Consider the following 24,607-nt stretch of genomic DNA (forward strand, 5'->3'; position numbering starts at 1 on the left):
GCCAGCAAGCGCAATTCGAACGGCCTCGCTAACTCTTTGTTTACGGGCTCTTCACGACCTAAGTCTAGGCTTCGAGGCATCTTCGCCCGCTGGTAGAATGCCAGGACAAGGAAAGACTTAAAGATCATGCCGGGCAGTCGGCCTCACCTTTTCGCGCTGTTTGGCGCCACGCTCGCGCTGATGCCGGGCATGGCGACGGGCGGCAGCGTCGATGTGCAGGTCACTTCGGCCATCCCGATGCCAGGCTCGGCCATCCCGATGCCCGACCTGCAGGACAAGGCGCAACAGGGACCCTCGCCCGACGTCGCCCTCTTGAAGAGCGGGCTCGATGCGCTGGCGGCTGGCGACATTCCCGGCGCCCGTGGCGTGCGCGATGCCCTTCCCGCTTACTCGCTCGACCAGCACATCCTTGCCTGGGCGATCGCGCTCTATGGCGGCGACAAGGTTCCGAGCGGCGATATCGCCGCCGCGGCGAAGATGCTGCCCAGTTGGCCGGGCACCGTCGCCCTGCGCAAGAACAGCGAGCGCGCACTCTATCGCGAGAACCCTGCCCCCAACATCGTTATCAGGGCGTTCGATGGCAGCCAGCCGCAGACATTCGAAGGCGTGATGGTTCTTGCCCGCGCCTATGTGGCGTCAGGCAATACCAAGGCGGCGCGCTCGGTGCTGTCGCCATTCTGGCGCACCGCTATCCTGGAGGCCAAGGACGAGACGGCGCTGATCAAGGAATTCGGCAGCCTGATCCCGGCTGCCGACCACCGTTTTCGAATGGAGCGCATGTTCTATGCCGACCGCGCGAATTCCGCCCTGCGCGTCGCCGGCCTCGCCGGTGCCCAGCAACTTGCCGACGCCTGGGCGGCGGCGGACAAGGGCGACAAGAATGCCGCAAAACTGTTGAAGGCAGTGCCTGCGGCACAATTTTCGGCCGGCTATTTCTTCGCGCGGGCCGAATATCTGCGCAAGCAAGAGGATTTTGCCGGCGCCGCTGCCATTGTGATGCAGGCACCGACCGATCGCGACGCTCTGGTCGATCCGGATGCCTGGTGGGTCGAGCGCCGGGTGTTGTCGCGCGAACTGGTAGACCAGGGCGACATGAAGACGGCCTACCGGATCGTCGCCACACACGCCGCCGAAAGTGCCACCAATGCGGCGGATGCTGAATTCCACGCCGGTTGGTATGCGCTGCGTGGCCTGAACGACCCCAAGCTTGCCGCAACGCATTTCGCGCGCATCGCCGACCTTGCCCAAGGGCCGATGACGCTGTCGCGTGCCTATTATTGGCTCGGCCGTGCGGCGGAAGTCGGCGGTCCGGGCAATACCAAGGACTATTTTGCACGCGCCGCAGCCTACGGCACGACATTTTACGGCCAGCTTGCCGCCGAACGCGTCGGCCGGCAGGCGCTGAACATCGTCTATCCCTCGCCAAGTGCCGCCGACCGGCAGAATTTTGCCGGCCGCGAGGCCGTCAGCGCCATCAAACGGCTGCAGGAAGCGGGTTACGACCGCTATGCCGAGACACTCTATCGCGACCTTGCCGGGCAGTTGACCAGCCCGGGGGAACTCGCGCTCCTCGCCGTCCTTGCGGAAAAGCAGGGCAACCATTTCATGGCGCTAAAAATCGGCAAGATCGCCGGTGCGCGTGGCATTGATGTCGGCGCCCTGTCGCATCCGCTCGGCGTCATTCCCGATTCGGCTGACATTTCCGGCTCGGGCAAGGCGCTAGCCTATGCGATCGCCCGCCAGGAAAGCGAGTTCAACATCGGTGCGGTATCCAGCGCCGGCGCGCGCGGCCTGCTGCAGCTGATGCCGGGCACCGCCAAACAATTGGCGAAGAAGGCCGGATTGCAGTTTTCACAGACACGACTGACCACCGACGCCGGCTACAATGCGACGCTTGGTTCGGCCTTCCTCGGCGAGCAGCTCGATCGCTTCAACGGCTCCTATGTGCTGACCTTCGCCGGCTACAATGCCGGTCCCAACCGTGCCAGCCAGTGGGTGGCCAGATATGGCGATCCGCGCGGCAAGGACATCGACGCCGTCGTCGACTGGATCGAGCGGATTCCCTACACGGAAACAAGAAGTTACGTTCAGCGCGTGATGGAGAATTACGAGGTCTACAAGATGCGTATTTCCGGAAAATACGACATCGTTGGAGATCTGGTGAACGGACGGAGCTGACCGAAGCGGTGACAGGTTAGCCAATGGCTGGCGATCCTTCGCGCCCCCTCTGTCCTCTGACATCCCGAAAGTTTCAGCGCCCGCACCTTTGCCCGATTTGACCGCCCCTGCCCCCGCCTATAGCAGTTGGAGACGATCCGATAGCGGTGAGGAATCGAGTCTACATGCCAAGCGACCAGGGCTTTTCAGATTTTTTCTACGCCGCACCGGATGCACTGGAACTTCACGCGCGCATCTATGGCGAAGCAAATTCCGGGCACAGGCCGGTTGTCTGCCTGCCAGGCTTGACCCGCAATGCCCGGGATTTTCATGAGCTGGCGCTCTTTCTGTCGACGCATGCGGCAAAGCCGCGAAAGGTCATCGCCTTCGACTATCGCGGGCGCGGGCAATCCGCCTACGATCCCGATATCAGCCACTATAATGTCGGTGTCGAAGCCGGCGACGTCCTTGCCGGGCTGGCGGCGCTGGGCATCGGGGAAGCAGCCTTCATCGGCACGTCGCGCGGCGGGCTGATCATCCATATGCTCGGCATGATGCGGCCGGCTGTCCTAAAAGCCATTGTTTTCAACGACATCGGACCGGTGATCGAGGTGGCTGGGCTTGCCCATATCCAGTCTTATCTCGAGCGCGACCCGAAGCGGAAAACCTTCACCGAGGCTATGGATGCCCAGCGTAGCGTTCATGGCCAGGATTTTTCCGCACTCACCGACGCCGATTGGACGCGGATGGTGGCCGCGCTTAACCGCGAAACGGACGGTGGCCTGGTGCCGGATTTCGACCCGAATCTGGTCGACACGGTTGCCAGTCTCGACCTCACGCAGCCGCTGCCTGATCTATGGCCGCACTTCGAGGCGTTGGCCGCGATTCCTCTGCTCACCATACGCGGTGCCAATTCGAGGCTCTTGGCGGAGGAAACGCTGGAGCAGATGCGAAAGCGCCATCCTGGCATTGAAACGATCACAGTCGCGGGTCAGGGCCACGCGCCATTCCTCGAGACCGGCAGCCTGCCCAACGACATCGCGACCTTTCTTGATCAGGCCGAGGGCCAGAGCAGGCCTAAGTAAGTCCCAAGACCAAACAAGGTCCTGGGATAGTCACGGCAGTATAGGCTGGGCTCGCCAGCCTACTTGGCTTTTGAACTTTTCCGGGGCGCTTTCGGCGAGTCCTTTGCCGCGGCGGCTTCGTCCGTCTGTTTCCGCCCTGCTTTCGGCGACGAAGGCGTCGTCACGGGTGATGAAAACACGGAGCCTTCAGCGCATTTGCCGGCCGGCTGAGTCGATCGAGGCGTTTCCAGCACGATAACGCAGCCGTCGAGATCGTTGGTGGCCAGATGCGCGTAACGCATGGTCATCGACAGTGTCTGGTGGCCGAGCCACATCTGCACGCGACGGATGTCGATGCCGCCCTGGACAAGACGGGAGGCGCAGGTGTGGCGCAATATGTGCGGAACCACCTGGTCGTCGGCGCCGAGACCGACTTCGGCCTTTGCGTCGTTCCAGATGGCACGGAACTGTGCCTGGCTGAGCTTGGTGAACGGTCCCTTGGGCCGACGGCCTTCGGCGGGCGGCAGCTTGATGACCTCCTTGACCCGCTCGGTCATCGGAATGGTGCGGCTGCGGCCTGATTTGGTGATCCAGAAACTGACGCGATGCTCCTGGATGTCGTTCCAGATCAGCCCAAGCGCCTCACCGAGGCGGCATCCGGTATCGACCAGGAAAACGGAAAGCCTGTAGGCGTCCTCGCTGCGGCTCTTGATGGCGGCGAACAACCTTGCCTCTTCGTCCCGTTCGAGGAAACGAATCCGTCCCGCCCGCTCCTTCTGGCGGCGGAACTCGGGCAGGCTGTGGATATCTCCCATCTTGTGAGCCTTGCGCAGCAGTTTGCTGAGGGCAGCCATCTTCCGATTGATGGTTGCGTTGCTGTTGCCGCGCTGGCGCAAGGTGCCGATAAGGTTGTCCAGGGTACTCTGGTCAAAGGCGCTGAATCGCTCTCCAAGGAGAAGCTCATCTATCTCGCCGATGAAAGAGCTGACATTGTATTTATGCCGCCCATCATCCCATAATATGTCCCGGTATGCTAAAAAAAGCTCTCCGACCCTGTACGACTTTACTTCTCTGATCTTGTTATAACTGTATCGTATCGTCGAATTTTGAGAAGAAAACATCGAAAAATGATCAGAGGGCTCACCCTCTTGAATCGCTTCGTTCGTCATCATTTGCCACACCCCCGAGTGGGATAGATCAGCCCTATCCTCTTGGGAGCGTCCTTTCAAGAGATTTGAATCACGCGATTGTGATCTCATCCGCCCATCAGCGGATCCCACGAAATCACTCCACGGACCCTATTCAGCTACCGTACCCCCATCCTTCTGTTTGCCTTGGTCCAGTCACGAAATAAAACAGCCCGGGCGTTGTGCGCCCGGGCTGGATTTCACCTGTAAGGAACCAGCCCTTAGAACGAGCGCTGGAAGCGGAGCACGCCGCCAATGCCGTCGTAGCTGTCGTGCCAGTCGCTATCGCCGGCGTTCACGTAGTCGACTTCGCCCGTGATGGTGAAGCCTGGGACGATATCATAGGCAACGTTGGCTGCGAGGCCGAACTTCTTGCCATCATCATAGGAGGCCTGCACGTTGAACGAGGTCTTCTCGTTGAACTTGTAGCTACCACCGCCCCAGATCGCCCAGCTACCGTCCCACAGCTTGAAGAAGTTGTGGCCTGTATTCGGATCCAGGAAGTCGTCGTCACTTCCGAAGCCGCCCATGACGAACAGAGACAGTTCGTTGGTGGCGTTCACATCCAAGCGAGCCTTGCCGGCCCATGCTTCGTAGTTGCTGTCATAAGCAGCAACCGCAGTGATGGCGCCCCAGCCCTGCGTGTACTTAACGCCGCCGACGACATGCGGAACGTAGCTGTCGATCGTGTTGGCGCCAGCGCCTTCTTCGAGCGAGACCACGGCCGAGAAGCCGTTGCCAGCGTCAAAGTAGTACTGGATCACATTGGTGTCGAACGAACCGTAGGGAACCAGCGTATCCTGGATGACGTTGCCGGCGTAGCCGATGAACGTATCGAATGCCGATTCGTCCTTACCGACGCGGAGACCACCGAGCTGAATCCAAGCGAAGTTCAGCGAGATGCCCGAATTGCGAGCCTGCCAGCTGTCTTCAGTCAAAGAACCGGTGCCGTCCGGATCGCCGAGGGCATAGTCCCCGCCGCTGTTGCCGAAGTTGAAGCGGGTTTCGGTGTAGGTCTTCAAGGTGCCGAGTTCGGTTTCCTGGCCGGTCCAGGTCTTCAGCGTGAAACGGGCCTGCTTCCAATACGTGTCGTTGGTGTCGCCTGCATCCAGGTGATCCGGAACGTTGTTGACGCCGTCGAAAGAAGCCGCATCACCCACGCCGATGTCATAGCGGACATAGCCGCCAATGCGCAGGCAGGTTTCGGTGCCGGGGATGTAGAAGTAGCCAGCGCCGTAGACGTCGCAGATCTTGACGTATTCAGCGGGTTCCGGCTCGGCGACGACGACGGCGTCGGCGGCGCGCGCACCGGAAACTGCGATCAGGGCCGCAGCGGAGCCGAGGAGAAGGCTCTTAATGTTCATTTTCTGACCTCCAGTCAGAATCGAACGAAACAGCGGTGGTTTCGGCGCAGAAACGCACGGCGCCGATAGGTAGGTATCCCGCTATCTATTTGTTCTGATGGGGTAATTTTCGAGATGCCGCCAACGGTGCAGGCAAAATGGCGGAGAGGATGGGATTCGAACCCACGAGAAGCTTTTGACCTCTACTCCCTTAGCAGGGGAGCGCCTTCGACCACTCGGCCACCTCTCCGTTGCGCCGCTGGATAAAGAAAAGCGCCGGCACAATCAACAAGCCCCCAGCCATTATCTCGGAAAAGAAGCCATTATATGGAAAAATAACAACGCACGAAGCGCGGCTTTCCACGGATGCGGCGGTTCTGCGGCTGTTTCCTGGCTAGCGACTCGGAAGCTTGCCATGATTCCGTCGGCCGATTGCCGGATTCGGCTGGAAATAAGGGGTTGCCGCGGGCCTGATGGTTAACGAGAGCTTTCTGAGTGAGGCCAAATCGTGTCATTTGTGCAACAACGCCGGGGGATAGCAGCCGATCAGCCCTTTCGCCGGTACGATCGTGGTTGAACGCCGCCGCCTCATGGGTAATGTCGATTTCGAAGGAGCGGCGCGGTGCGCATCTTTTTCGGTAGTGGGGATGGGGCAGGGAACGCTGTCCTTCAGCAAAGAATACCCAGACCCGTTTTTTAACTTTTGACTGGAGGTCAGAAAATGAACATTAAGAGCCTTCTCCTCGGCTCCGCTGCGGCCCTGATCGCAGTTTCCGGTGCGCGCGCCGCCGACGCCGTCGTCGTCGCCGAGCCGGAACCCGCTGAATACGTCAAGATCTGCGACGTCTACGGCGCTGGCTACTTCTACATCCCCGGCACCGAAACCTGCCTGCGCATTGGCGGCTATGTCCGCTATGACATCGGCGTGGGTGATGCCAACTCGTTCGACGGCGCCAACCACGTTGGGGACCGTATGGGTGATGGCGACCATTCGACCTATGTCAAGAATACCCGTTTCGCGTTGAAGACCTGGACCGGTCAGGAAACCGAACTCGGCACCTTGAAGACCTACACCGAACTCCGCTTCAACTTCGGCAACGGCTATGGCGACGACGGCTTCCCGAATTCTGCTGATGCCGGTGGCCACTCCTCGGTGAATTTCGCCTGGATCCAGCTCGGTGGTCTTCGCGTCGGTAAGGACGAATCGGCCTTCGATACGTTCATCGGCTACGCCGGCAACGTCATCAACGACACGCTCGTTCCTTACGGCAATTTCGACACCAACGTCGTCCAGTACTATTTCGATGCTGGCAACGGCTTCTCCGCCGTGGCCTCGCTCGAAGAAGGTGCCGGCGACAACACGATCGACAGCTACGTTCCGCATATCGTCGGCGGTCTGAAGTGGACGCAGGGCTGGGGCGCCATCACCGGCGTCGTCGCTTATGACAGCAACTACGAAGAAGTCGCCGGCAAGGTTCGCTTGGACGTCAACGTTTCCAACGAGCTGTCGCTGTTCATCATGGGCGGCTATGGTTCGGACGACAACCTCAACGACTTCGCTGACGGTCGCGGTATGTACAAGCAGTGGGGCGGCAACTGGGCAGTCTGGGGCGGCGGCACCTACAAGTTCAACGAGAAGACCTCGTTCAACGCGCAGGTATCGTATGACGACTGGAAAAACCTCGGCATTGCAGCAAACGTCGCCTATGACGTCGTTCCCGGCTTCACGGTCACGGCCGAAGTCGATTACAACCGCGCCGACGACGTCGCACTGGCATTTCCTATCACGCCTGCACCCAAGGAGAGCAGCCTCGGCGGTATTCTCCGCTTCCAGCGCTCGTTCTAACAGAGTTCGACTTGTCGAAATCGAAACCCGGCGGGCAACCGCCGGGTTTTTCTATTCAATTACTGCGGAAATGTATCTTTTCCGATGTTAGGCTAAGACCTTGGTGCCGGATGAACAGCCCATTGCCTTTGCAGCAACGAGCAGTTGCCCGGTCGGAACCAGGAATTCGAAACGACCAGGGCACTCAACGCAATCCCGACGGCTTCCAGCGCAAGCGTGCCTGGATCAATTCCCGGCCAAATCACCCAAGGCATCGATCAGCGGTTGGGCGGCGCTGCCGTAGCTCTTCCAGCGATTTACGGACGAGGTGTAGATCGGTTGTCGAACCTGCCAGCGGCTGAACGTGTTCACCGCACCGCCTTTGTCAAAAAATCGCAAACAGGCATCGTCCCAAGGCAGACCCAAATGGTCTATCAAGCGGCGCGATTGCCCTTCCTGATCGGAGACCATGTCCTCATAGCGATTCTGCAGGATTTGCCCCGGAAAAACCACGTCCCAGTGACGCATAAGCCTGTCGTACTCGCGATAATACAGTCCGAGTGTCTTCAGATCGGCGTTATAAATATTATCCTCGTTGAAACTCAGGAAATAGCACGAGATGCAATTGTCGGCGGCATCGCGACGGCAATGAATGATGCGTGCCTTGGGAAACAGGATTCTTATAAGGCCGATAAGCTCAAAATTGTGCGGTAGCTTGTCGACGATTCGCCGTGCGGCGGGTGATCGTTGCCTGATGTGGCTGAGATATTCTTCGGCCAGGGACCTGGACTGCTCAACCGTCATGTCCAGGATCGATCTTCTCAATTCCTCTGGCGAGCGCGTTTTAGGCGCGAGCCTGTTTGTGATCCGCCGGAGCTTTGTCAGCTCTCCGGCTCCGTGTACGTCGGGATGGCTCGCACAGATTTGCTCGGTCAAAGTGGTGCCTGAACGCGGCATGCCAAGCACGAATACAGGCACCTCCGAAGAGCTTCCATATCCTGCCTTGGCGGCCAGCATCCGCGGGCTGAACAGCTCGATCATGAAATCGACGCTGCGGCGATAGGAGTCTATGTCGAAGCGGCGGGCTGAAAGTTCCTTTGCCTGCCGGAAATGACCCATCGCCTCGTCATAGCGCCGAAGATCATTCAGTACCTTCCCCGCCGCGTGATGAAGCTGCTGTATGCTTTTCCTGTCGAGTTCCGGATTTTTCAGCTCAGCCAGAATGGATTTCAATTCCGCCGGCTCTTCAGCGAATTTTCGGATGCCGACCAGACCGTCGTAGGCGGCCGCGACACCCAGGCGATGGCTGATCGCCTCTTTCATATAGGTGGTCGCCTCATCCATACGGCCGAGGCTTACCAGCGCATTGGCCAACCCCGCTCGGACGAGAGGATGGCGGCCATTGATTGTGAGCGCCCTTTCATAGAGCGGCACCGCAAGATCGGCCTTGCCGAATTCGGTGTAGGCGCGGCCAAGGGCGCAAAGCGCCTCTACCCAGTCGGCTTTCAGTTGGCAAGCAACCTCAAAATGTCGGATCGCCTCCGAATGTTCGCCGACTTTCAAATAGGATTCACCCAGAGTCAGATGATAGTGTGGATTTCCCGGGGCTTCCTCAACGGCCCGCGCGAAATAGCGGATGGCCCTCTCGTCATCCAAATCTTGCGCGAGGATGCCCATTATATACAGGGCAAGAGAATGCCTTGGGGCGCGGGCCAGGACACGCTGACATAGTTCCTCCGCCTCTCGCAACCGATCGGCCTGCCGAAGTTCGAGCGCCTGTCTCAGCAACGCGTCATCTGCCTGCGCGCGCGGCAGTGGTTTCGCGGTCGGCTGCACGATTTTCTGCTGAGAGATTTTGGGGCCAGCAGGGCCCTTGAGATGCTTGGACCAGGCGGGCGGCAATCGATTGCTCATAGTGTCTGGCTAGCAAAAAGAGGCGCAGGAATCCAGCGTTTCTGACCTGCCTCGCGGCAACGTGCACTGGCCAAGCTGGCGTTCCAGAAGGCAGTTTTCAAAGCGAGCTAACGCGGCTCGACCTGGCCTCCCGGGCAGTGCTGTTGGTCGCTCCAAAGCACAGAAGCGCGAGAGCGGCCGCGCTTTCGCCCGTACTGGCGCCAACGAAATAGCTTGAATACGGTGCGGGTTAGTCAGAGCTCGACCAGATCGCCGAGGGCCTCTATCAGTGGCCTGAGCCTGCCTTCATAATTTTTCCAGCGCTTGACCGATGACCTATAGATGGGCTGGCGGACCTGCCAGCGGCTGAGCGTCCTGACGGATCCAGCCTTGTCGAAGAAGCGAAGGCAAGCATCATCCCAGGCCAGACCAAGATGCTCGATCAACCGGCGCGATTGCCCTTCCTGATCGGAAACAAGGTCTTCATAGCGATTCTCAAAAATCCGTCCGGGCAACACCGTATGCCAATGGCGCATCAAGCGGTCATATTCGCGATAGTATAGCCCAAGACTTTTCAGACTCCCGATATAAGCGTGGCTTTTGTTCAGATTCGAAGTGAACAGTGATAAACAATTATCTATGGCGTCACGTCTGCAATGGATAATCCGAGCATTTGGAAAAAGAATTGCAATAAGGCCGATAACCTCGAAATTGTGTGGCATTTTATCGACAATTCGCACCGCTGAGGGCGCATAGAGATGCAGATTGGCTAGGTAGTCCTCGGCGAAGGTCTGCGATTGACGTATTGTCATCGATTGGATCGCTTTTCCAAAGGACTCTTCCGGCACCTTCGCAAGACCGGTGGCTACGGCCACACGTCCAAGTTTGGTGAGTTCGCCAGCCCCATGAACATCAGGATGACTTGAGCAAATTTGCTCAGTCAGCGTTGTGCCTGAGCGTGGCATTCCTAAGACGAATACGGGCGTTTCAGACGGATCGCCATATTCCGCCCTGGCTGCCAGAAACTCCGCATTGAATAATCGGATGATGGAACCAACACGCTTGCGATAGGGTTCGATCTCGAAATCATCGTGGGGTTTGACAGCCTTGGCCTTCAAAAAACAATCCATTGCTTCATCATAACGGCCAAGATCGTTCAATATCTTGCCTGCCGCAAGATGAAGGGCGTAGGGATCCGAGACTAACGGGTTGGAAATTTCGCCGAGAATTTCTTTAAGTTCTGGTGGCTCCTCGGAGAACTTCCGAATGTTAGCCAGAGTCTGATAGGCATCTGGGACGCTAACCCGACGGTCGATAGTCTCTTTGAGATATCTAGTCGCTTCGTTCATACGTCCGAGGCTGATAAGCAGGGTCGCCAAGTCCATTCGAACCGTCGGGTGGTCGCGATTGATTTCGAGCACCTTCTCATAGAGCGGCAAGGCTATGTCCGTCCTGTCAAACCTGGAGTAGGCCTTGCCCAATCCGCAAAGGGCCTCCATCAGGTCGGGCTTCAATTCGCAGGCGCGTTCCAGGTGCCTGATTGCCGGCGGATAGTCGCCAACCTTCAGGCAGGCTTCGCCCAGGCTGAGCCGATAATAGGGATTGTTGGGCTCCTGGGCGACGGCTCGTGCAAAATACTTGATGGCCAGCTCGTCATCGACACCGAGCCCCAGCGTGCCGAGTATATACAGGGCCAACGCGTGATTGGGCGTGCGGGCTAGAACGCGAAGACACAATTCCTCCGCGTCCACAAGCCGCTTCGCCTCCTGCAGTTGGAGCGCCTGTCTCAGCAACGCTTCGTCTGCTTGTGCGCGCGACAACGGTACGGCTGTCGGCTGCACGATTTTCTGCTGAGAGATTTTGGGTCCAGCAGGGCCCTTGAGGTGCTTGGACCAGGCTGGTGGCAATCGATTGCTCATCACGTCTGGCTAGCAAAAAGAGCCGCAGGAATCCAGCGTCAGGGATCTGTCTCGCGGCAACTTGCACCAGCTCACCCGGCGCGCTAGCAAGAAGGCCCCTTTCCAACTGAGCCTTTTGCCATGCGCCAGCGCCCTCCCCTTACGCCGCTCGTCGACGCGCTTCCGTCGACCGTGCCCTTTGTCGGCCCCGAAGCGCAGGAGCGCGAGCGTGGCCGCGCTTTTCGCGCCCGCATCGGCGCCAATGAGAGCAGCTTTGGGCCTTCGCCGCGCGTCATCGAGCGCATGGCCGAGATCGCCGGCGACATGTGGATGTATTGCGATCCCGACAATCATGATCTGAAGGTGGCGGTTGCCGCGCATCACGGCGTGAAGGCCGGGAACGTCGTTGTCGGCGAAGGCATCGATGGCCTGCTCGCCCTGGTGGCACGCATGTATGTGGCGCCTGGCGATGCGGTGGTCACCTCGCTCGGCGCCTATCCGACCTTCAACTTCCATATTGCCGGTGTCGGCGGGCGGCTGGTGGCGGTCCCTTACGAGAACGACAGGGAAAGCCTTGATGGCCTGCTGGCGGCGGTGCGCAAGGACAAGGCGCCGTTGGTCTATCTGTCCAACCCGGACAATCCGATGGGCAGCTGGTGGGAGGCGGGTGAGCTCATCCGCTTCATCGAGGCGCTGCCGGAAACCACCATGCTGGTGCTCGACGAGGCCTATGGCGAACTCGGACCGGCCTCGGCGCTGCCGCCGATCGATATTTCCAGGCCAAACGTCATCCGCATGCGTACCTTCTCGAAGGCTTATGGGTTGGCCGGCATACGCTGTGGCTATGCAGTGGCCGAAGCCCAGGTGATCCGCGACTTCGAGAAGATCCGCAACCATTACGGCGTCAGCCGCATGGCGCAGATCGCCGGCGTCGAGGCGCTTGCCGATCAGGACTATCTCAGGAGCGTGGTGGCGCGGGTCGCGGCCGGCCGCCGGCGCATCGCCGGGATAGCCGAAGACAACGGGCTGAAGCCACTGGCGTCGGCAACCAACTTCGTCACCATCGACTGTGGCCGCGACGGCGCCTTCGCGCTGAAAGTCCTGCAAGGCCTGCTGTCACGCGACGTGTTCATTCGCAAGCCGATGGTGCCCGTGCTCGACCGCTGTATCCGCGTCAGCGTCGGCCTCGATCACGAGCTCGATATTTTTGCCGAGGAGTTGCCTGGTGCGCTGGCAGCGGCGCGGGGAAACTAGGATTCCGTTTGTAAGCAAACCAGCAGCAAAAGCTGCCTACAAATCCAGTTCCCAGGTCTGGCCGGTCAATTCCTTGCCGAAACTGTGGTGGTGCTGCTGAGAGACCAGCCTGAAGCCGGCGCGCTCGTAGATCGCGCGCGCCGCGACGAGGATGTCGTTGGTCCACAGCACCAGCCTGATGTAGCCGCAGGCGCGAGCCTGGTTCACGCATTCCGCGACCAGGCTTTTGCCGATGCCGAGGCCGCGCGCCGACGCCTCGACATGCAGCATCCTCAGCTTGGCCACTTCGCCGTCCTGATGAACCAGAAACACCGCGCCGACTGGCTGACCGCCGCGTTCGGCGATCCAGCAGAAGTCGCGGCCGGGCGCGAAATTGCGGATGAAATCGGCGCCGATCTCGGCGAGCATGGCCTCGAACTCGATCGTCCAGCCATACTCCTCGGCATAGAGCTGGGCCTGCCGCTGCACGACCCAGCCGACGTCGCCGACGCGATGCGGCCGCAGCGTCACCTCGCTGTTCTCACGGGCGGAATCGCCCAGCAATTCCCCCGCCTTGCGCAAGGCGCTGCCCAGTTCCTGCAACCTGTCGTCGGGCACGCTTTCGATCAGCCGCGCCGTGTCCCGATCCGCCGCGGCCTGGAGCCCTGAAAGGGCGGCCTCGCCTCTTGCCGTGAGCGACAGAATCCGCCGGCGCTTGTCGACCGGATCGGTCCGGGTCGCGATCAGTCCCTCGCCGGCGAATTTGCGTAGAATTCGTGTCAGATAAGCGGCATCGACGCGCAGTTGCCTGGCGATGTCGGAGGCAGTGGGGGCCATCTCCAGATGAAAAGCCTTGGCAAGAAAACCCCGCTCGCCTGCGGTTTCAGAAGCCGCCGGACGATCAAGGTGGCCGAGTTCGAAAAGCACACGCGCCTCGGTCAAAGTGAATGCGCTTTGTGTCAACGTTTCGTCGAGAAGGCCGACGGTGCGCGTGTAGAAGCGATTGAAGCGCCTGATATCGGCCACCAATGCTTTTCGTTCATCCAACATCTGGGTCCAGCTCCTAACAAGGCAGCTCATTTTCCAAAATTAGTGGACTGAGTCAATTAAATTTCAAAAGGCCAGGAGCCTAGCTACCGCGTCGTGCCCGCAATTCTCAGGTTGCATTCCTTGCACCGTGCGCCAGATTCATCGAGACAGGCTTGGAGAGATTCATGACTGGTCATCGCAGGAATGTGCGGGCGCGCATCTACGGCAATGTGCAAGGCGTCGGCTTCAGAATCTGGGTTCGGAGCGAGGCCACAGGCCTTGGTCTTGCGGGCTGGGTTTGCAATGAAGCGGATGGGTCAGTAACGACCCAGATCGCAGGCCTCGATGAAGCGGTCTCGACAATGATCGAGCGACTCTGGGAAGGGCCGGCCGGGGCTTCGGTTTCCAGCATCGACGTCGAGGAGTTGGCAGCCGGAAACGCTTTCGTTGGGTTCAGGATCGTTGCATGAAGGCGGATTTTGTTCAGGTCTCTTGAATTAATTGAACGTTCGTTTTATTATTGCTCCGTAGAGGAGCTGACATGGCACGCACCACCGGATCCGATGGCGAAAGGACCGAAGCGGCCATCCGTGAGGCGGCGACCAATCTCATCGCGCGTTTTGGCTACGAGGCGATGTCGATGCGCCAGCTCGCCAGCGAAGTCGGCGTCCAGGCCGCCGCGCTCTACCGTTATTTTCCAACCAAGGAAGAGCTCCTGTTCACGCTGATGCGCGAGCACATGGAAGGTTTGACCGATGCGTGGGAAGCAGCCCGCCCCGTCAGTGCAGATCCCGCGCAACGGCTCTCGGCCTATGTCGAAAACCACATCGCTTTTCATATCGAGCGCCGGCACGCCACGCATGTGTCGAACATGGAATTGCGCAGCCTGTCGCCCGAACGGCTGACCCAGATCCTGCGCATGCGTACAGCTTACGAAAAGGAGCTGCGCGCCATCCTGCGCGACGGCGCCGAGGCTGATGTCTTCAGCGTCGACGACACCGGTCTGACGGCGATGGCGCTGATCCAGATGATGACCGGCGTCATCGTCTGGTTTCGGCCGGGCGAACGGCTGTCGATCGGTGAAGTAACAGCGACATATCTTTCAATGACAATGCGCCTGGTTGGCGCGAGGATCGGTACCGGGGAGGAACGACATGTACACGAACACGCTCAGCTTCGGGCATGACGAAGAGATCGAGGCGCTGCGCGACATGGTGCGGCGCTTCGCCCAGGACCGCATCGCGCCGATCGCCGCCGACATCGATCGCTCGAACGAATTCCCGGCGCATCTGTGGGGCGAACTCGGCGCACTCGGCTTGCTCGGCATTACCGCCGACCCCGATTTCGGCGGCAGCGGCATGGGCTATCTCGCGCATGTGATCGCCGTCGAAGAGATTTCCCGCGCTTCGGCCTCGGTCGGCCTCTCCTACGGCGCCCATTCCAACCTCTGCGTCAACCAGATCAACCGCTGGGCGACGACGGCGCAGAAGGAAAAATTCCTGCCGCCGCTGTGCTCGGGCGAGCGTGTCGGCGCACTGGCGATGTCGGAATCCGGCGCCGGCTCGGACGTCGTCTCGCTCAAGCTGCGCGCCGAAAAGCGCAACGACCGCTATGTGATCAACGGCACCAAGATGTGGATCACCAACGGGCCGGATGCCGAGACGCTGGTCGTCTATGCCAAGACCGATCCGGAACGGAAATCGCGCGGCATCACCGCCTTCATCGTCGAGAAGGCAATGGCCGGGTTTTCCGTGGCGCAAAAGCTCGACAAGCTCGGCATGCGCGGCTCCAACACCGGCGAACTGGTGTTCGAGAATGTCGAGGTGCCCTTCGACAACGTGCTGCATGAGGAAGGCCGCGGCGTCGAGGTGCTGATGTCGGGTCTTGACTATGAGCGCACGGTGCTTGCCGGCGGCCCGATCGGCCTGATGGCGGCGTGCCTCGACGTGGCGATCCCCTATGTTCATGAGCGCCAGCAGTTCGGCCAGCCGATCGGCGAGTTCCAGCTGGTGCAAGGCAAACTGGCCGACATGTACACGACAATGAACGCCGCACGCGCTTACGTCTATGCCGTCGCCGCCGCTTGCGACCGCGGCCAGACGACACGCAAGGATGCCGCCGGCTGCGTGCTGTTTGCCGCCGAGAAGGCGACGCTGATGGCGCTCGACGCCATCCAGCTGCTTGGCGGCAATGGCTACATCAACGACTATCCAACCGGCCGCCTGTTGCGCGACGCCAAGCTCTACGAGATCGGCGCCGGCACCAGCGAAATCCGCCGCTGGCTGATCGGCCGCGAGATCATGGCGGAGGGGGTGTAGCATGGCAGTACTCCACACCCAGATCTCGCCCTCCTCCGAAACATTCCGTGCCAATACCGAGCGCATGCGGGCGCTGGTCGCCGACATTGCGGAGAAGGCTGCCACCGTCGAGCGCGGCGGTTCGGAGGAAGCGCGTGAGCGCCACGTTTCCCGTGGCAAGCTCCTGCCGCGCGAGCGCCTCGCGCAATTGCTGGATGTCGGCTCACCCTTCCTCGAGATCGGTCAGTTCGCCGCATGGTCGATGTATGGCGAGGAGATTTCGTCGGCCGGCATGATCGCCGGCGTAGGCCGCGTCGAGGGCACCGAGGTGATGGTCGTCGTCAACGACGCCACGGTGAAGGGCGGCACCTATTATCCGCTGACCGTGAAGAAGCATCTGCGGGCGCAGGAGATTGCGCTGCAGAACAATTTGCCTTGCATCTATCTCGTCGACAGCGGCGGCGCCAACCTACCCAACCAGGACGAGGTGTTTCCCGACCGCGAGCATTTCGGCCGCATCTTCTACAATCAGGCCAACATGTCGGCGGCAGGCATTCCGCAGATCGCCTGCGTCATGGGCTCCTGCACGGCGGGCGGCGCCTATGTGCCGGCAATGTCCGACGAGACGATCATGGTGCGCAACCAGGCGACCATCTTCCTCGGCGGCCCGCCGCTGGTGAAAGCGGCCACCGGCGAGGACGTCAGCGCCGAGGACCTCGGCGGCGCCGACGTGCACACACGGCTTTCCGGTGTTGCCGACCACTACGCGCTGGACGACGACCATGCGCTCGCCATCTGCCGCCGCATCGTCAAAAACCTGAATCGGAACAAGACTGTAAGCCTGAACTTACAGAAGTCGATTCCGCCGCTTCATTCGGCGGATGAACTCTACGGCATCGTGCCGACCGACCTGCGTCAGCCCTATGACGTGCGCGAGGTGATCGCGCGCATCGTCGACGGCTCGGAATTCGATGAGTTCAAGCAGAACTACGGCATCACGCTGATCACCGGCTTTGCCCATCTGCATGGCATGCCGGTCGGCATCATCGCCAACAACGGCGTGCTGTTTTCCGAAAGCGCGCTGAAGGGCGCGCACTTCATCGAACTCTGTTGCCAGCGCAAGATCCCGCTTGTCTTCCTGCAGAACATCACCGGCTTCATGGTCGGGCGGAAATACGAAGCGGGCGGCATCGCCAAGGACGGCGCCAAGCTGGTGATGGCAGTCGCCACCGCCCGCGTGCCGAAGGTGACCATGATCATCGGCGGTTCGTTCGGCGCCGGCAATTACGGCATGTGCGGCCGCGCCTATTCACCGCGCTTCCTGTGGATGTGGCCGAACGCCCGCATCTCGGTGATGGGCGGCGAACAGGCGGCAACCGTGCTCGCCATGGTCAAGCGCGAAGGCATCGAGCGCAAGGGCGGCGAATGGAGCGCCGAGGAAGAGGCGAAATTCAAGAAGCCGATCCTGATGAAATACGAGCATGAGGGCCACCCGCTCTATTCGTCCGCTCGCCTTTGGGATGACGGCATTATCGACCCGGCGAAGACGCGTGACGTGCTGGCGCTCAGCCTGTCCGCCGCGCTCAACACCGAAATCGAGGAGACGCGCTTCGGCGTGTTCAGGATGTGATGACCGGCCAACGTGCATCATTCGTAGAGCACTCCCTTGGTAAGGGAGAGGCCGACGCCAAGGGCTGGACTGCCAAGCACGGGGGCGCAAAGGAACGTCTGCGTCGCTCCAAGCAAATTGTGGCTAGGGAGGCTCCATGTTCGCCAAGATCCTGATCGCCAATCGCGGCGAGATCGCCTGTCGTGTCATCCGCACGGCGCGGAAGATGGGCGTGCGCACCGTCGCCGTCTATTCGGATGCCGACGCGAAATCCCTGCATGTCGAGATGGCCGACGAGGCGGTGCATATCGGCGCCTCGCCCGTCGGCGAAAGCTATCTGCGCAGCGACAAGATCATCGCCGCGGCTTTGGCAACGGGCGCGCAAGCCATTCATCCCGGCTACGGCTTCCTGTCGGAAAACCCCGATTTCGTCGACCAGGTGGTGGCGGCGGGGCTCATCTTCATCGGCCCGTCGGCGGCCTCGATCCGTGCCATGGGGCTCAAGGATGCCGCCAAGCGGCTGATGGAAAAGGCCGGCGTGCCGGTCGTGCCGGGCTATCATGGCGAGGTGCAGGAGATCGTGCTGCTCGCGTCCAAGGCACGCGAGATCGGCTACCCGGTGCTGATCAAGGCGCGCGCCGGCGGCGGCGGCAAGGGCATGCGCCGGGTCGAGCATCCCGACGAGTTTTCCGAAGCGCTGTCCAGCGCGCGGCGCGAGGCGAAAGCCGCTTTCGGCGACGACCGCGTTCTGGTCGAAAAATATGTCGACAAGCCGCGGCACATCGAGGTGCAGGTGTTCGGCGACAATTTCGGCAATGCGGTGCATCTCTACGAGCGCGATTGCTCGGCGCAGCGCCGCCACCAGAAGGTGATCGAGGAAGCGCCCGCCCCTGGCATGACCGAGGCGCTGCGCAAGGCGATGACGGAGGCGGCGGTAAAGGCCGCCAAGGCGATCAATTATTCGGGCGCGGGCACCATTGAGTTCATCGTCGATGCCTCGCAAGGCCTGAAGGCCGACCGCTTCTGGTTCATGGAAATGAACACCCGCCTGCAGGTCGAGCACCCGGTCACCGAAATGGTCACCGGCACCGACCTGGTCGAGTGGCAGTTGCGGGTCGCCAGCGGCGAAAAGCTGCCGAAGATGCAAAGCGAGATCGCGCTCGCCGGCCATGCCTTCGAGGCGCGCATCTATGCCGAGGACGCGGCAAAGGGCTTCCTGCCGGCAACCGGCACGCTGCATCATCTGAAATTTCCGAATGCAGCCCCCGAAGGCGCCACGATGCGCATCGAGACCGGCGTGCGGGCGGGTGACGCCATCTCGCCCTATTACGACCCGATGATCGCCAAGCTGGTCGTCCACGCAACGGACAGGCAGGCGGCACTCGACGCGCTCGGCGCGGCGCTGTCGCGAACCGAGATCGCCGGTTCGACCGTCAACACCGCCTTTCTTGCCGCTCTTGCCGCCGATCCGGACTTTGCCGCAGGCGATGTCGACACCAGCCTGATCGCCAGGCACCAGACGGCGCTGGCCGAGGTCGCGCCGCCGAGCGGCGAAACCATTGCTGCTGCCGCCGTTGCGGCCTCCGGCGCCGGAGCAGCGCCGCCATCCGACGATCCGTGGTCGTCGCTTGCCGGCTATGCGCATTTCCACAGCGTGGCGCGGCGCACGCGGCTGAAATTCGGCGAAGACGATATCGCGGCGAAGGTTTCGGTGCGGCCAGACGGGCGATTCCAGGTCGCGCTGGATGCACCGTATGACAATACAAATTCGCATGACTTTCGCGCCGCGCCGCGCCTCGCCTGCTGGCCAGGCCACATCACCGTGTTCGAAGGCGCCGTTGGCTATACTTTCGCCGTGCCGGACCCGTTGGCACGAACCGACGATGCGGCCGCAGGTGCCGGCAGCCTGCGCGCGCCGATGCCGGGACTGGTCAAGCTGGTGCGCGCGGCAATAGGCGATGCCGTGACCAAGGGCCAACCGCTGCTGATCCTCGAGGCGATGAAGATGGAGCACACCATCGCCGCGCCGCATGACGGCGTGATCGCCGAGATCGCCACAGAGGGCGCGCAGGTCACCGACGGGACTGTGCTGGTGCGGTTCGTCGAGGACCAAAACGCCTCTACCGCAGCAGTGAGCTGACGGCTCGGAAAGACAAACCACAAGAAAATGGCCGGGACGAGCCCGGCCATTTCTCTATGCTATCCAGTCGCCAGGGCGATTACTGCGCGATCGGCGCGTATTTGCCGTCATGCCACTGGTTGATGTCGTAGCTGGCATTCTTGAGGTCGCCCTTCTCGTCGAAGGTGACATCACCGACAACAGTGCTGATCGGCGTGCCGTTCTTCAATGCTTCGGCCACCTTGGCCGGATCGTCGCTGCCGGCGCGCTTGATGCCTTCAGCGAAAGCCTGGATGGTGGCGTAAGAGAACAGCGTGAAGCCCTCTGGCACGAAACCGCCGGCCTTGATCTTCTCGACAGCTGCCTTGGCCTCCGGCTTTGCCTGGGGATCCGACGGGAAGACGAACATGGTGCCCTCGCCGGCCGGGCCAGCGACCTGCCAGAATTCGGGCGAGGCGATGGAGTCCGGCATGATCAGCTGGAACTTCAGGTTCTGTTCCGCCGACTGACGCAGGATCAGGCCAGCTTCAGGATGATAGCCGCCGAAATAAACGACGTCGGCTTTCAAGTCCTTGAGCTTGGTGACGAGAGCCGAATAGTCCTTCTCGCCAGCGTTGATGCCGTCATAATAGACCTCCTTGAGGCCGCCGGCATTCATCGTTGCCCTGACGGCGTCAGCCACGCCCTGTCCGTAGGCGCTCTTGTCATGCAGGACGACGACATTCTTGCCGGCAAACTTCTTGGCGATCCATGGGCCGATGAAGGCGCCCTGCGCATCGTCACGCGTATAAAGGCGCATGATCGTCGGCCAGCCGGCCTTGGCCGCCGCGTCGGTCAGCACCGGGTTGGAAGAAGCCGGGCTCATCATCAGAGCGCCGGCTTCGGCATAGACGGCCGAGGCCGGAATGCTCGAACCCGAGCAGGCATGGCCGTCGATGAACTTGACGCCGTCGGCGACGACGCGGTTGGCGACCGACACGGCCTGCTTGGGATCGCACTGGTCGTCTTCGATATCGAGCTTGATCATCGACCCGTTGACGCCGCCAGCGGCGTTGATGGCGTCAGCAGCGGCCTGTGCGCCCTGCTTGAACTGATCGCCGATGGTCGCGAGCTGTCCGGTCATCGGGCCGATCACCGCAAAGGTGATGTCGTCGGCGAATGCGACCGGCGTGCTCATCATCAGGCCGAATATGGCCGCGTTCAAAATACTCAATTTTTTCATGATGGTAGAACTCCTCCACTCACGCGCGGCCGCCCCGGCCGCGCTTCTTCCAGAGAGGCCGGACAATTTCATCCTTCCTTGGGCCTGTCTAGGCGCATTGGCGCCGCTCGATTGGGCCTGCAAGACGTCATCCACGCAAAAAGCCACGCCAGCCTTATTCCGGCTGGTCGTGGCTTTTTTGCCCGTCGAGCAATCTCCAGGCGCCCCCGCGCCTAAAAATCCCGCTCACCTTCCCTGTGTCGCGCACGACTGGGCCCTGCGGCCTGCCGCGTTCTTTCTTTTATGTCGTTGACCGTCTTGCGCGGCCTTCTGTTCCGCCGGGTCTGGCTGTCTGTGCAGTCTTGATCCCGGAGCTTCCCTGTCTTCTATAGGCCTGTCCGCGATTGGCAGATCTCAGTGCATGGTCATCCATTCGCGGGCTTCGCGAAGCGCCTTGGCTATCTCGACCTTCGACATGGCCGCCGACAGTTCCGAGCGCAGTTCCGCGGCGCGGGCCGAGCCCTTGATCGCGGCGATGTTGAACCATTTGTGGGCGGCAACGACATCGGTCTCGCAATCGCGGCCGGTCGCATACATCATGCCCAGTTCGAAAAGAATGTCGGCCTGGGCAGTTGCCCCCATGGCGCCGAAACCTGCTTCAAGCATTTCAAAACGTGCCATTTCAATCCCCTGTTTCCGGCCCCTGTCAGGCTCCCGAGAGCTGCCTTCTTTCGTGCTTGCCGGCTGCTCTTCCGATGCTTTCGAGAATGCCGTGCAGGCTTGAATCCGCCGTTAAATGGCGTGCTTAATTTGAGGAAAACAAAGCTAAAACAAGAGGTAAACGCGAAAATTCGTTAAGGATACAAAGCCAGCAATTCAGCCTGCTTGCGTCAAATTTGACGAAAATTTTCTGACGCCAAGTCAAGACTTCGCTAACCACGGGAGACAAAGGCGAAGCGCCGATCGTTTCATTTCCTTGGCCAGGAGGCGCTTTCAGGGACTTTCAAAATCCGAAAATCTTCCGTTGCGGCACCGCTTTTGTTTTGCTGGGAGCTGGATTAGCTTACGTTTGCGTAAGCGGCAGACCGGCGAGGCGGAGCATCCGGCCGGACATCCAAAGGGAGGAAGACATGTTTCGAAAATTGAGCCTGGCCCTTGCGGCCACATTGATCATGGCCGGTGCGGCCTGGGCCGATCCGATCGAGGGCAACTGGAAGACGCAGGCCGGCGACACCGCAGCCATCGTTGGCGGCGGCTCGTTTTCCATCACGCTCAAGTCCGGCAAATATGCCGGCAAGACCATCGGCTCGCTCAAGGCGACAGGCGACAACAAATATGCCGGTAACATCACCGATCCGGCAAACGACAAGACCTATTCGGGCAAGGCGACATTGTCGGGCGCCTCTCTCAAGATGAGCGGCTGCGTGCTCGGCGGACTGATCTGCAAGAGCCAGACCTGGCACAAGCTCTGATCGACTACATCCTTCCGACATGAGGACGGGGCCCACAGGCCCCGTTTTCGTTTGTCGAGGCGCAATGCCCTGGTCTCGCCGGCACCTGCCGAAACCGACGCCGGCACCGTCAAAATCCCGTCAATCATTTTGAACCGCAGATGAACGCCGGCATCAGAGCCGGTTCAGTTGCATCAGGGCATTCTCCGGCGTGTTGAAGGAGACCCGACCCGATGCTTGCTCGCCGCTTCACCATCGTCTGCCTGCTGATGAGCCTGTTTGGAATGTTCTTCGCCATCCTCGTCGCCGAAGCGGGCCGTCCGGCCCGCGCCTGGGACGAAGCCAGTTCCAGAGCCTGCCGCCTCGCCTGCCCCACCCATCTTCGCAACTGAACAAAGAAACCAAGACCCCGAAAAGAAAAGCTGAAACACCATGAACCGCATCGCCGCCAACGCTCTCAAGACCCTTCGGCTTCTGCCGCGGGCGGCGCTTATCCTGACGGTTCTGGCCGCTCCGGTTCTGGCCGTGCCGATGATGCGCACTGACGCCGGCTCGACGATCGACGCGCCAGCCCTGAAGAAGTCCGGCGTCGGCTTCGTGCTCCTGGTCAGCCTGCAGCGCGGTTGAAGAAAAATGGCGCTTTCGGCCGCTTCGGTCGCGTCACCCCTCCCAAGTGCCGATCCAAGTCTCTATATTGGGCCATGGAAAAGCGAATCTACCCACAAGCCATCGAATCTGTCGTCATGCCGGAGCCTTTTGGCCGGCAAAGCTTTGATAGTGCCGAAAAGGCAGTCGCGGCACTGCAGGTGCTTTACGACCGCAACACCAAATTCCTGCGCGACTCCTTTGCAGAACTGGCGGCAGCGGGCGGCGACAATGGCAAGCGCTACCGGGCCTTTTATCCAGAGATCGGCGTCACCACCAACTCGTTCACCCAGATCGACTCACGCCAGGCCTATGGCCATATGCCGACGCCGGGGCATTTTTCCACCACCATCACCCAGCCGGGCCTGTTTGAAAGCTACCTTGTCGAGCAGCTGCGTCTGATCATGCGCAATCATGGGGTTGCGGTCACGGTGTCGGAATCGACCACGCCAATCCCGCTGCATTTCGCCTTCCTCGAAGGCACCCATGTCGACGGCGCGGCGGCCGAGCGCATCAAGCGGCCGATCCGCGACCTCTTCGACGTGCCGGATCTCGACGGCACCGACGACCAGATCGCCAACGGCACTTTCGAAGTGGCCTTTGGCGAGCCTCGGCCGCTGGCGCCCTTCACGGCGCAGCGCATCGACTATTCGCTGCATCGCCTGTCGCACTATACGGCGACCACACCGCAGCATTTCCAGAACTTCGTGCTGTTCACCAACTACCAGTTCTACATCGACGAGTTCGTCGCCCGAGCCCGTGACCTGATGGCAAATGGCGGCGGCGGATATTCCGAGTTCGTCGAGCCCGGCAATGTCATCACCAAGGCCGGGCAAAGCGCGCCCGGTGAAGGCGTCGCGGTCCCCCGCCTGCCACAGATGCCGGCCTATCATCTGAAGAAGCCCGGACATGGCGGCATTACCATGGTCAATATCGGCGTCGGGCCCTCCAACGCCAAGACGATCACCGACCACATCGCGGTGCTGAGGCCGCATGCCTGGGTGATGCTTGGTCACTGCGCCGGCCTGCGCAACACCCAGGCGCTGGGCGACTATGTGCTGGCGCATGCCTATGTGCGCGAGGACCATGTGCTTGACGACGATCTTCCGGTCTGGGTGCCGATCCCGCCGCTGGCCGAGATCCAGGTCGCGTTGCAGGAAGCCGTCGCCGAAGTCACCGGCCTGTCCGGCTATGACTTGAAACGCATCATGCGCACCGGCACCGTCGCCACCATCGACAACCGCAACTGGGAACTGCGCGACCAGCGCGGGCCGGTACAGCGGTTGTCGCAGTCGCGGGCGATCGCGCTCGACATGGAATCGGCGACCATCGCCGCCAATGGCTTCCGCTTCCGCGTACCCTACGGCACGCTGCTGTGCGTTTCGGACAAACCACTGCATGGCGAGTTGAAGCTGCCCGGCATGGCGACCGAATTCTACAAGCGCCAGGTGGCGCAGCACCTGACCATCGGCATCAGGGCTATGGAGAAGCTTGCGGAAATGCCGATGGAGCGGCTGCATTCGCGCAAGCTCAGGAGTTTTTCGGAGACGGCGTTCCAATAGGCCGGTTCCACGCATCGCATGGGCATTTCGTCATCTTGATTGAGCCGCATTTCTGCCGATAAGCAGGCGGCATGGAGAGAGCGAGCTTCGGGAC

Annotated in this window: 20 protein-coding genes and 1 tRNA gene; 13 read left to right on the forward strand and 8 right to left on the reverse strand. The window is 60.8% G+C overall.

The genetic code is table 11. The features are described from left to right. Positions 1-126 precede the first annotated feature (126 nt). Both ACZ89F_RS18755 and ACZ89F_RS18760 read left to right on the forward strand, forming a co-directional pair. Positions 127-2,178: a lytic transglycosylase domain-containing protein gene (locus ACZ89F_RS18755; protein ID WP_476093423.1), complete on the forward strand. Its 2,052-nt coding sequence runs from the start codon at positions 127-129 to the stop codon at positions 2,176-2,178. 164 nt (positions 2,179-2,342) lie between these two features. After that, the gene (locus tag ACZ89F_RS18760; RefSeq protein ID WP_476093425.1) at positions 2,343-3,242 is read left to right on the forward strand and encodes an alpha/beta fold hydrolase; all 900 of its coding nucleotides are present in this window, start codon (positions 2,343-2,345) and stop codon (positions 3,240-3,242) included. 59 nt (positions 3,243-3,301) lie between these two features. Here ACZ89F_RS18760 and ACZ89F_RS18765 read toward each other — a convergent pair whose 3' ends face one another. The 3 genes from ACZ89F_RS18765 to ACZ89F_RS18775 form a co-directional block, all read right to left on the reverse strand. Next, positions 3,302-4,393, reverse strand: a complete 1,092-nt coding sequence (locus ACZ89F_RS18765; RefSeq protein ID WP_476093426.1) for a tyrosine-type recombinase/integrase — start codon at positions 4,391-4,393, stop codon at positions 3,302-3,304. 236 nt (positions 4,394-4,629) lie between these two features. Beyond that, complete coding sequence (locus ACZ89F_RS18770) at positions 4,630-5,772, reverse strand: porin (RefSeq protein WP_476093427.1); 1,143 nt, start codon at positions 5,770-5,772, stop codon at positions 4,630-4,632. Positions 5,773-5,910: 138 nt separating this feature from the next. Next, a tRNA-Ser gene (locus ACZ89F_RS18775) sits at positions 5,911-6,001 on the reverse strand. Between the two features lie 471 nt (positions 6,002-6,472). Between ACZ89F_RS18775 and ACZ89F_RS18780 the strand changes: the two genes are divergently transcribed. Then, a complete protein-coding gene (locus tag ACZ89F_RS18780) occupies positions 6,473-7,597 on the forward strand; it encodes a porin (protein ID WP_476093429.1) in 1,125 nt (374 codons plus the stop codon). 225 nt (positions 7,598-7,822) lie between these two features. Here ACZ89F_RS18780 and ACZ89F_RS18785 read toward each other — a convergent pair whose 3' ends face one another. Beyond that, the gene (locus ACZ89F_RS18785; protein ID WP_476093431.1) at positions 7,823-9,490 is read right to left on the reverse strand and encodes a tetratricopeptide repeat-containing sulfotransferase family protein; all 1,668 of its coding nucleotides are present in this window, start codon (positions 9,488-9,490) and stop codon (positions 7,823-7,825) included. A 233-nt stretch (positions 9,491-9,723) separates the two neighbouring features. Then, positions 9,724-11,388 carry a tetratricopeptide repeat-containing sulfotransferase family protein gene (locus ACZ89F_RS18790; RefSeq protein ID WP_476093432.1) on the reverse strand — a complete coding sequence of 555 codons (1,665 nt, stop codon included), beginning with the start codon at positions 11,386-11,388 and terminating at the stop codon, positions 9,724-9,726. Between the two features lie 120 nt (positions 11,389-11,508). Between ACZ89F_RS18790 and ACZ89F_RS18795 the strand changes: the two genes are divergently transcribed. Further along, positions 11,509-12,621: a pyridoxal phosphate-dependent aminotransferase gene (locus ACZ89F_RS18795; protein ID WP_476093433.1), complete on the forward strand. Its 1,113-nt coding sequence runs from the start codon at positions 11,509-11,511 to the stop codon at positions 12,619-12,621. 36 nt (positions 12,622-12,657) lie between these two features. Here the strand turns inward: ACZ89F_RS18795 and ACZ89F_RS18800 are convergent, their stop codons facing one another. Further along, positions 12,658-13,650, reverse strand: a complete 993-nt coding sequence (locus ACZ89F_RS18800) for a bifunctional helix-turn-helix transcriptional regulator/GNAT family N-acetyltransferase (RefSeq protein WP_476093435.1) — start codon at positions 13,648-13,650, stop codon at positions 12,658-12,660. Between the two features lie 164 nt (positions 13,651-13,814). On the opposite strand from ACZ89F_RS18800, the gene ACZ89F_RS18805 reads away from it, so the two are divergent. From ACZ89F_RS18805 to ACZ89F_RS18825, 5 genes are all read left to right on the forward strand, one after another. Beyond that, positions 13,815-14,099, forward strand: coding sequence for an acylphosphatase (locus ACZ89F_RS18805; protein WP_476093436.1), 285 nt, complete (start codon positions 13,815-13,817; stop codon positions 14,097-14,099). Between the two features lie 71 nt (positions 14,100-14,170). Then, positions 14,171-14,815, forward strand: a complete 645-nt coding sequence (locus ACZ89F_RS18810; RefSeq protein WP_476093438.1) for a TetR/AcrR family transcriptional regulator — start codon at positions 14,171-14,173, stop codon at positions 14,813-14,815. Further along, positions 14,784-15,947: an isovaleryl-CoA dehydrogenase gene (locus tag ACZ89F_RS18815; RefSeq protein ID WP_476093440.1), complete on the forward strand. Its 1,164-nt coding sequence runs from the start codon at positions 14,784-14,786 to the stop codon at positions 15,945-15,947. The genes ACZ89F_RS18810 and ACZ89F_RS18815 overlap by 32 nt, the downstream gene beginning before the upstream one ends. 1 nt (position 15,948) lies before the next feature. Next, positions 15,949-17,556: a carboxyl transferase domain-containing protein gene (locus tag ACZ89F_RS18820; protein WP_476093441.1), complete on the forward strand. Its 1,608-nt coding sequence runs from the start codon at positions 15,949-15,951 to the stop codon at positions 17,554-17,556. Between the two features lie 136 nt (positions 17,557-17,692). After that, the gene (locus tag ACZ89F_RS18825) at positions 17,693-19,675 is read left to right on the forward strand and encodes an acetyl/propionyl/methylcrotonyl-CoA carboxylase subunit alpha (protein ID WP_476093443.1); all 1,983 of its coding nucleotides are present in this window, start codon (positions 17,693-17,695) and stop codon (positions 19,673-19,675) included. Positions 19,676-19,754: 79 nt separating this feature from the next. Here the strand turns inward: ACZ89F_RS18825 and ACZ89F_RS18830 are convergent, their stop codons facing one another. Then, positions 19,755-20,876: an ABC transporter substrate-binding protein gene (locus ACZ89F_RS18830; RefSeq protein WP_109662624.1), complete on the reverse strand. Its 1,122-nt coding sequence runs from the start codon at positions 20,874-20,876 to the stop codon at positions 19,755-19,757. Positions 20,877-21,269: 393 nt separating this feature from the next. Continuing rightward, complete coding sequence (locus tag ACZ89F_RS18835) at positions 21,270-21,536, reverse strand: SEL1-like repeat protein (RefSeq protein WP_010915070.1); 267 nt, start codon at positions 21,534-21,536, stop codon at positions 21,270-21,272. A 449-nt stretch (positions 21,537-21,985) separates the two neighbouring features. Here ACZ89F_RS18835 and ACZ89F_RS18840 point away from each other — a divergent pair, with 449 nt between their 5' ends. From ACZ89F_RS18840 to ACZ89F_RS18855, 4 genes are all read left to right on the forward strand, one after another. Next, positions 21,986-22,327 (forward strand): DUF2147 domain-containing protein, encoded by a 342-nt coding sequence (locus ACZ89F_RS18840; RefSeq protein ID WP_476093444.1) that lies wholly within the window; start codon positions 21,986-21,988, stop codon positions 22,325-22,327. A gap of 212 nt (positions 22,328-22,539) precedes the next feature. Beyond that, positions 22,540-22,698, forward strand: a complete 159-nt coding sequence (locus tag ACZ89F_RS18845; protein ID WP_476093446.1) for a hypothetical protein — start codon at positions 22,540-22,542, stop codon at positions 22,696-22,698. Positions 22,699-22,738: 40 nt separating this feature from the next. Next, a complete protein-coding gene (locus ACZ89F_RS18850) occupies positions 22,739-22,933 on the forward strand; it encodes a hypothetical protein (protein WP_056580548.1) in 195 nt (64 codons plus the stop codon). 116 nt (positions 22,934-23,049) lie between these two features. Further along, a complete protein-coding gene (locus tag ACZ89F_RS18855) occupies positions 23,050-24,513 on the forward strand; it encodes an AMP nucleosidase (RefSeq protein ID WP_476093448.1) in 1,464 nt (487 codons plus the stop codon). The last annotated feature ends 94 nt before the right edge of the window (positions 24,514-24,607 follow it).

This window comes from Mesorhizobium sp. USDA 3734 (assembly GCF_056279665.1).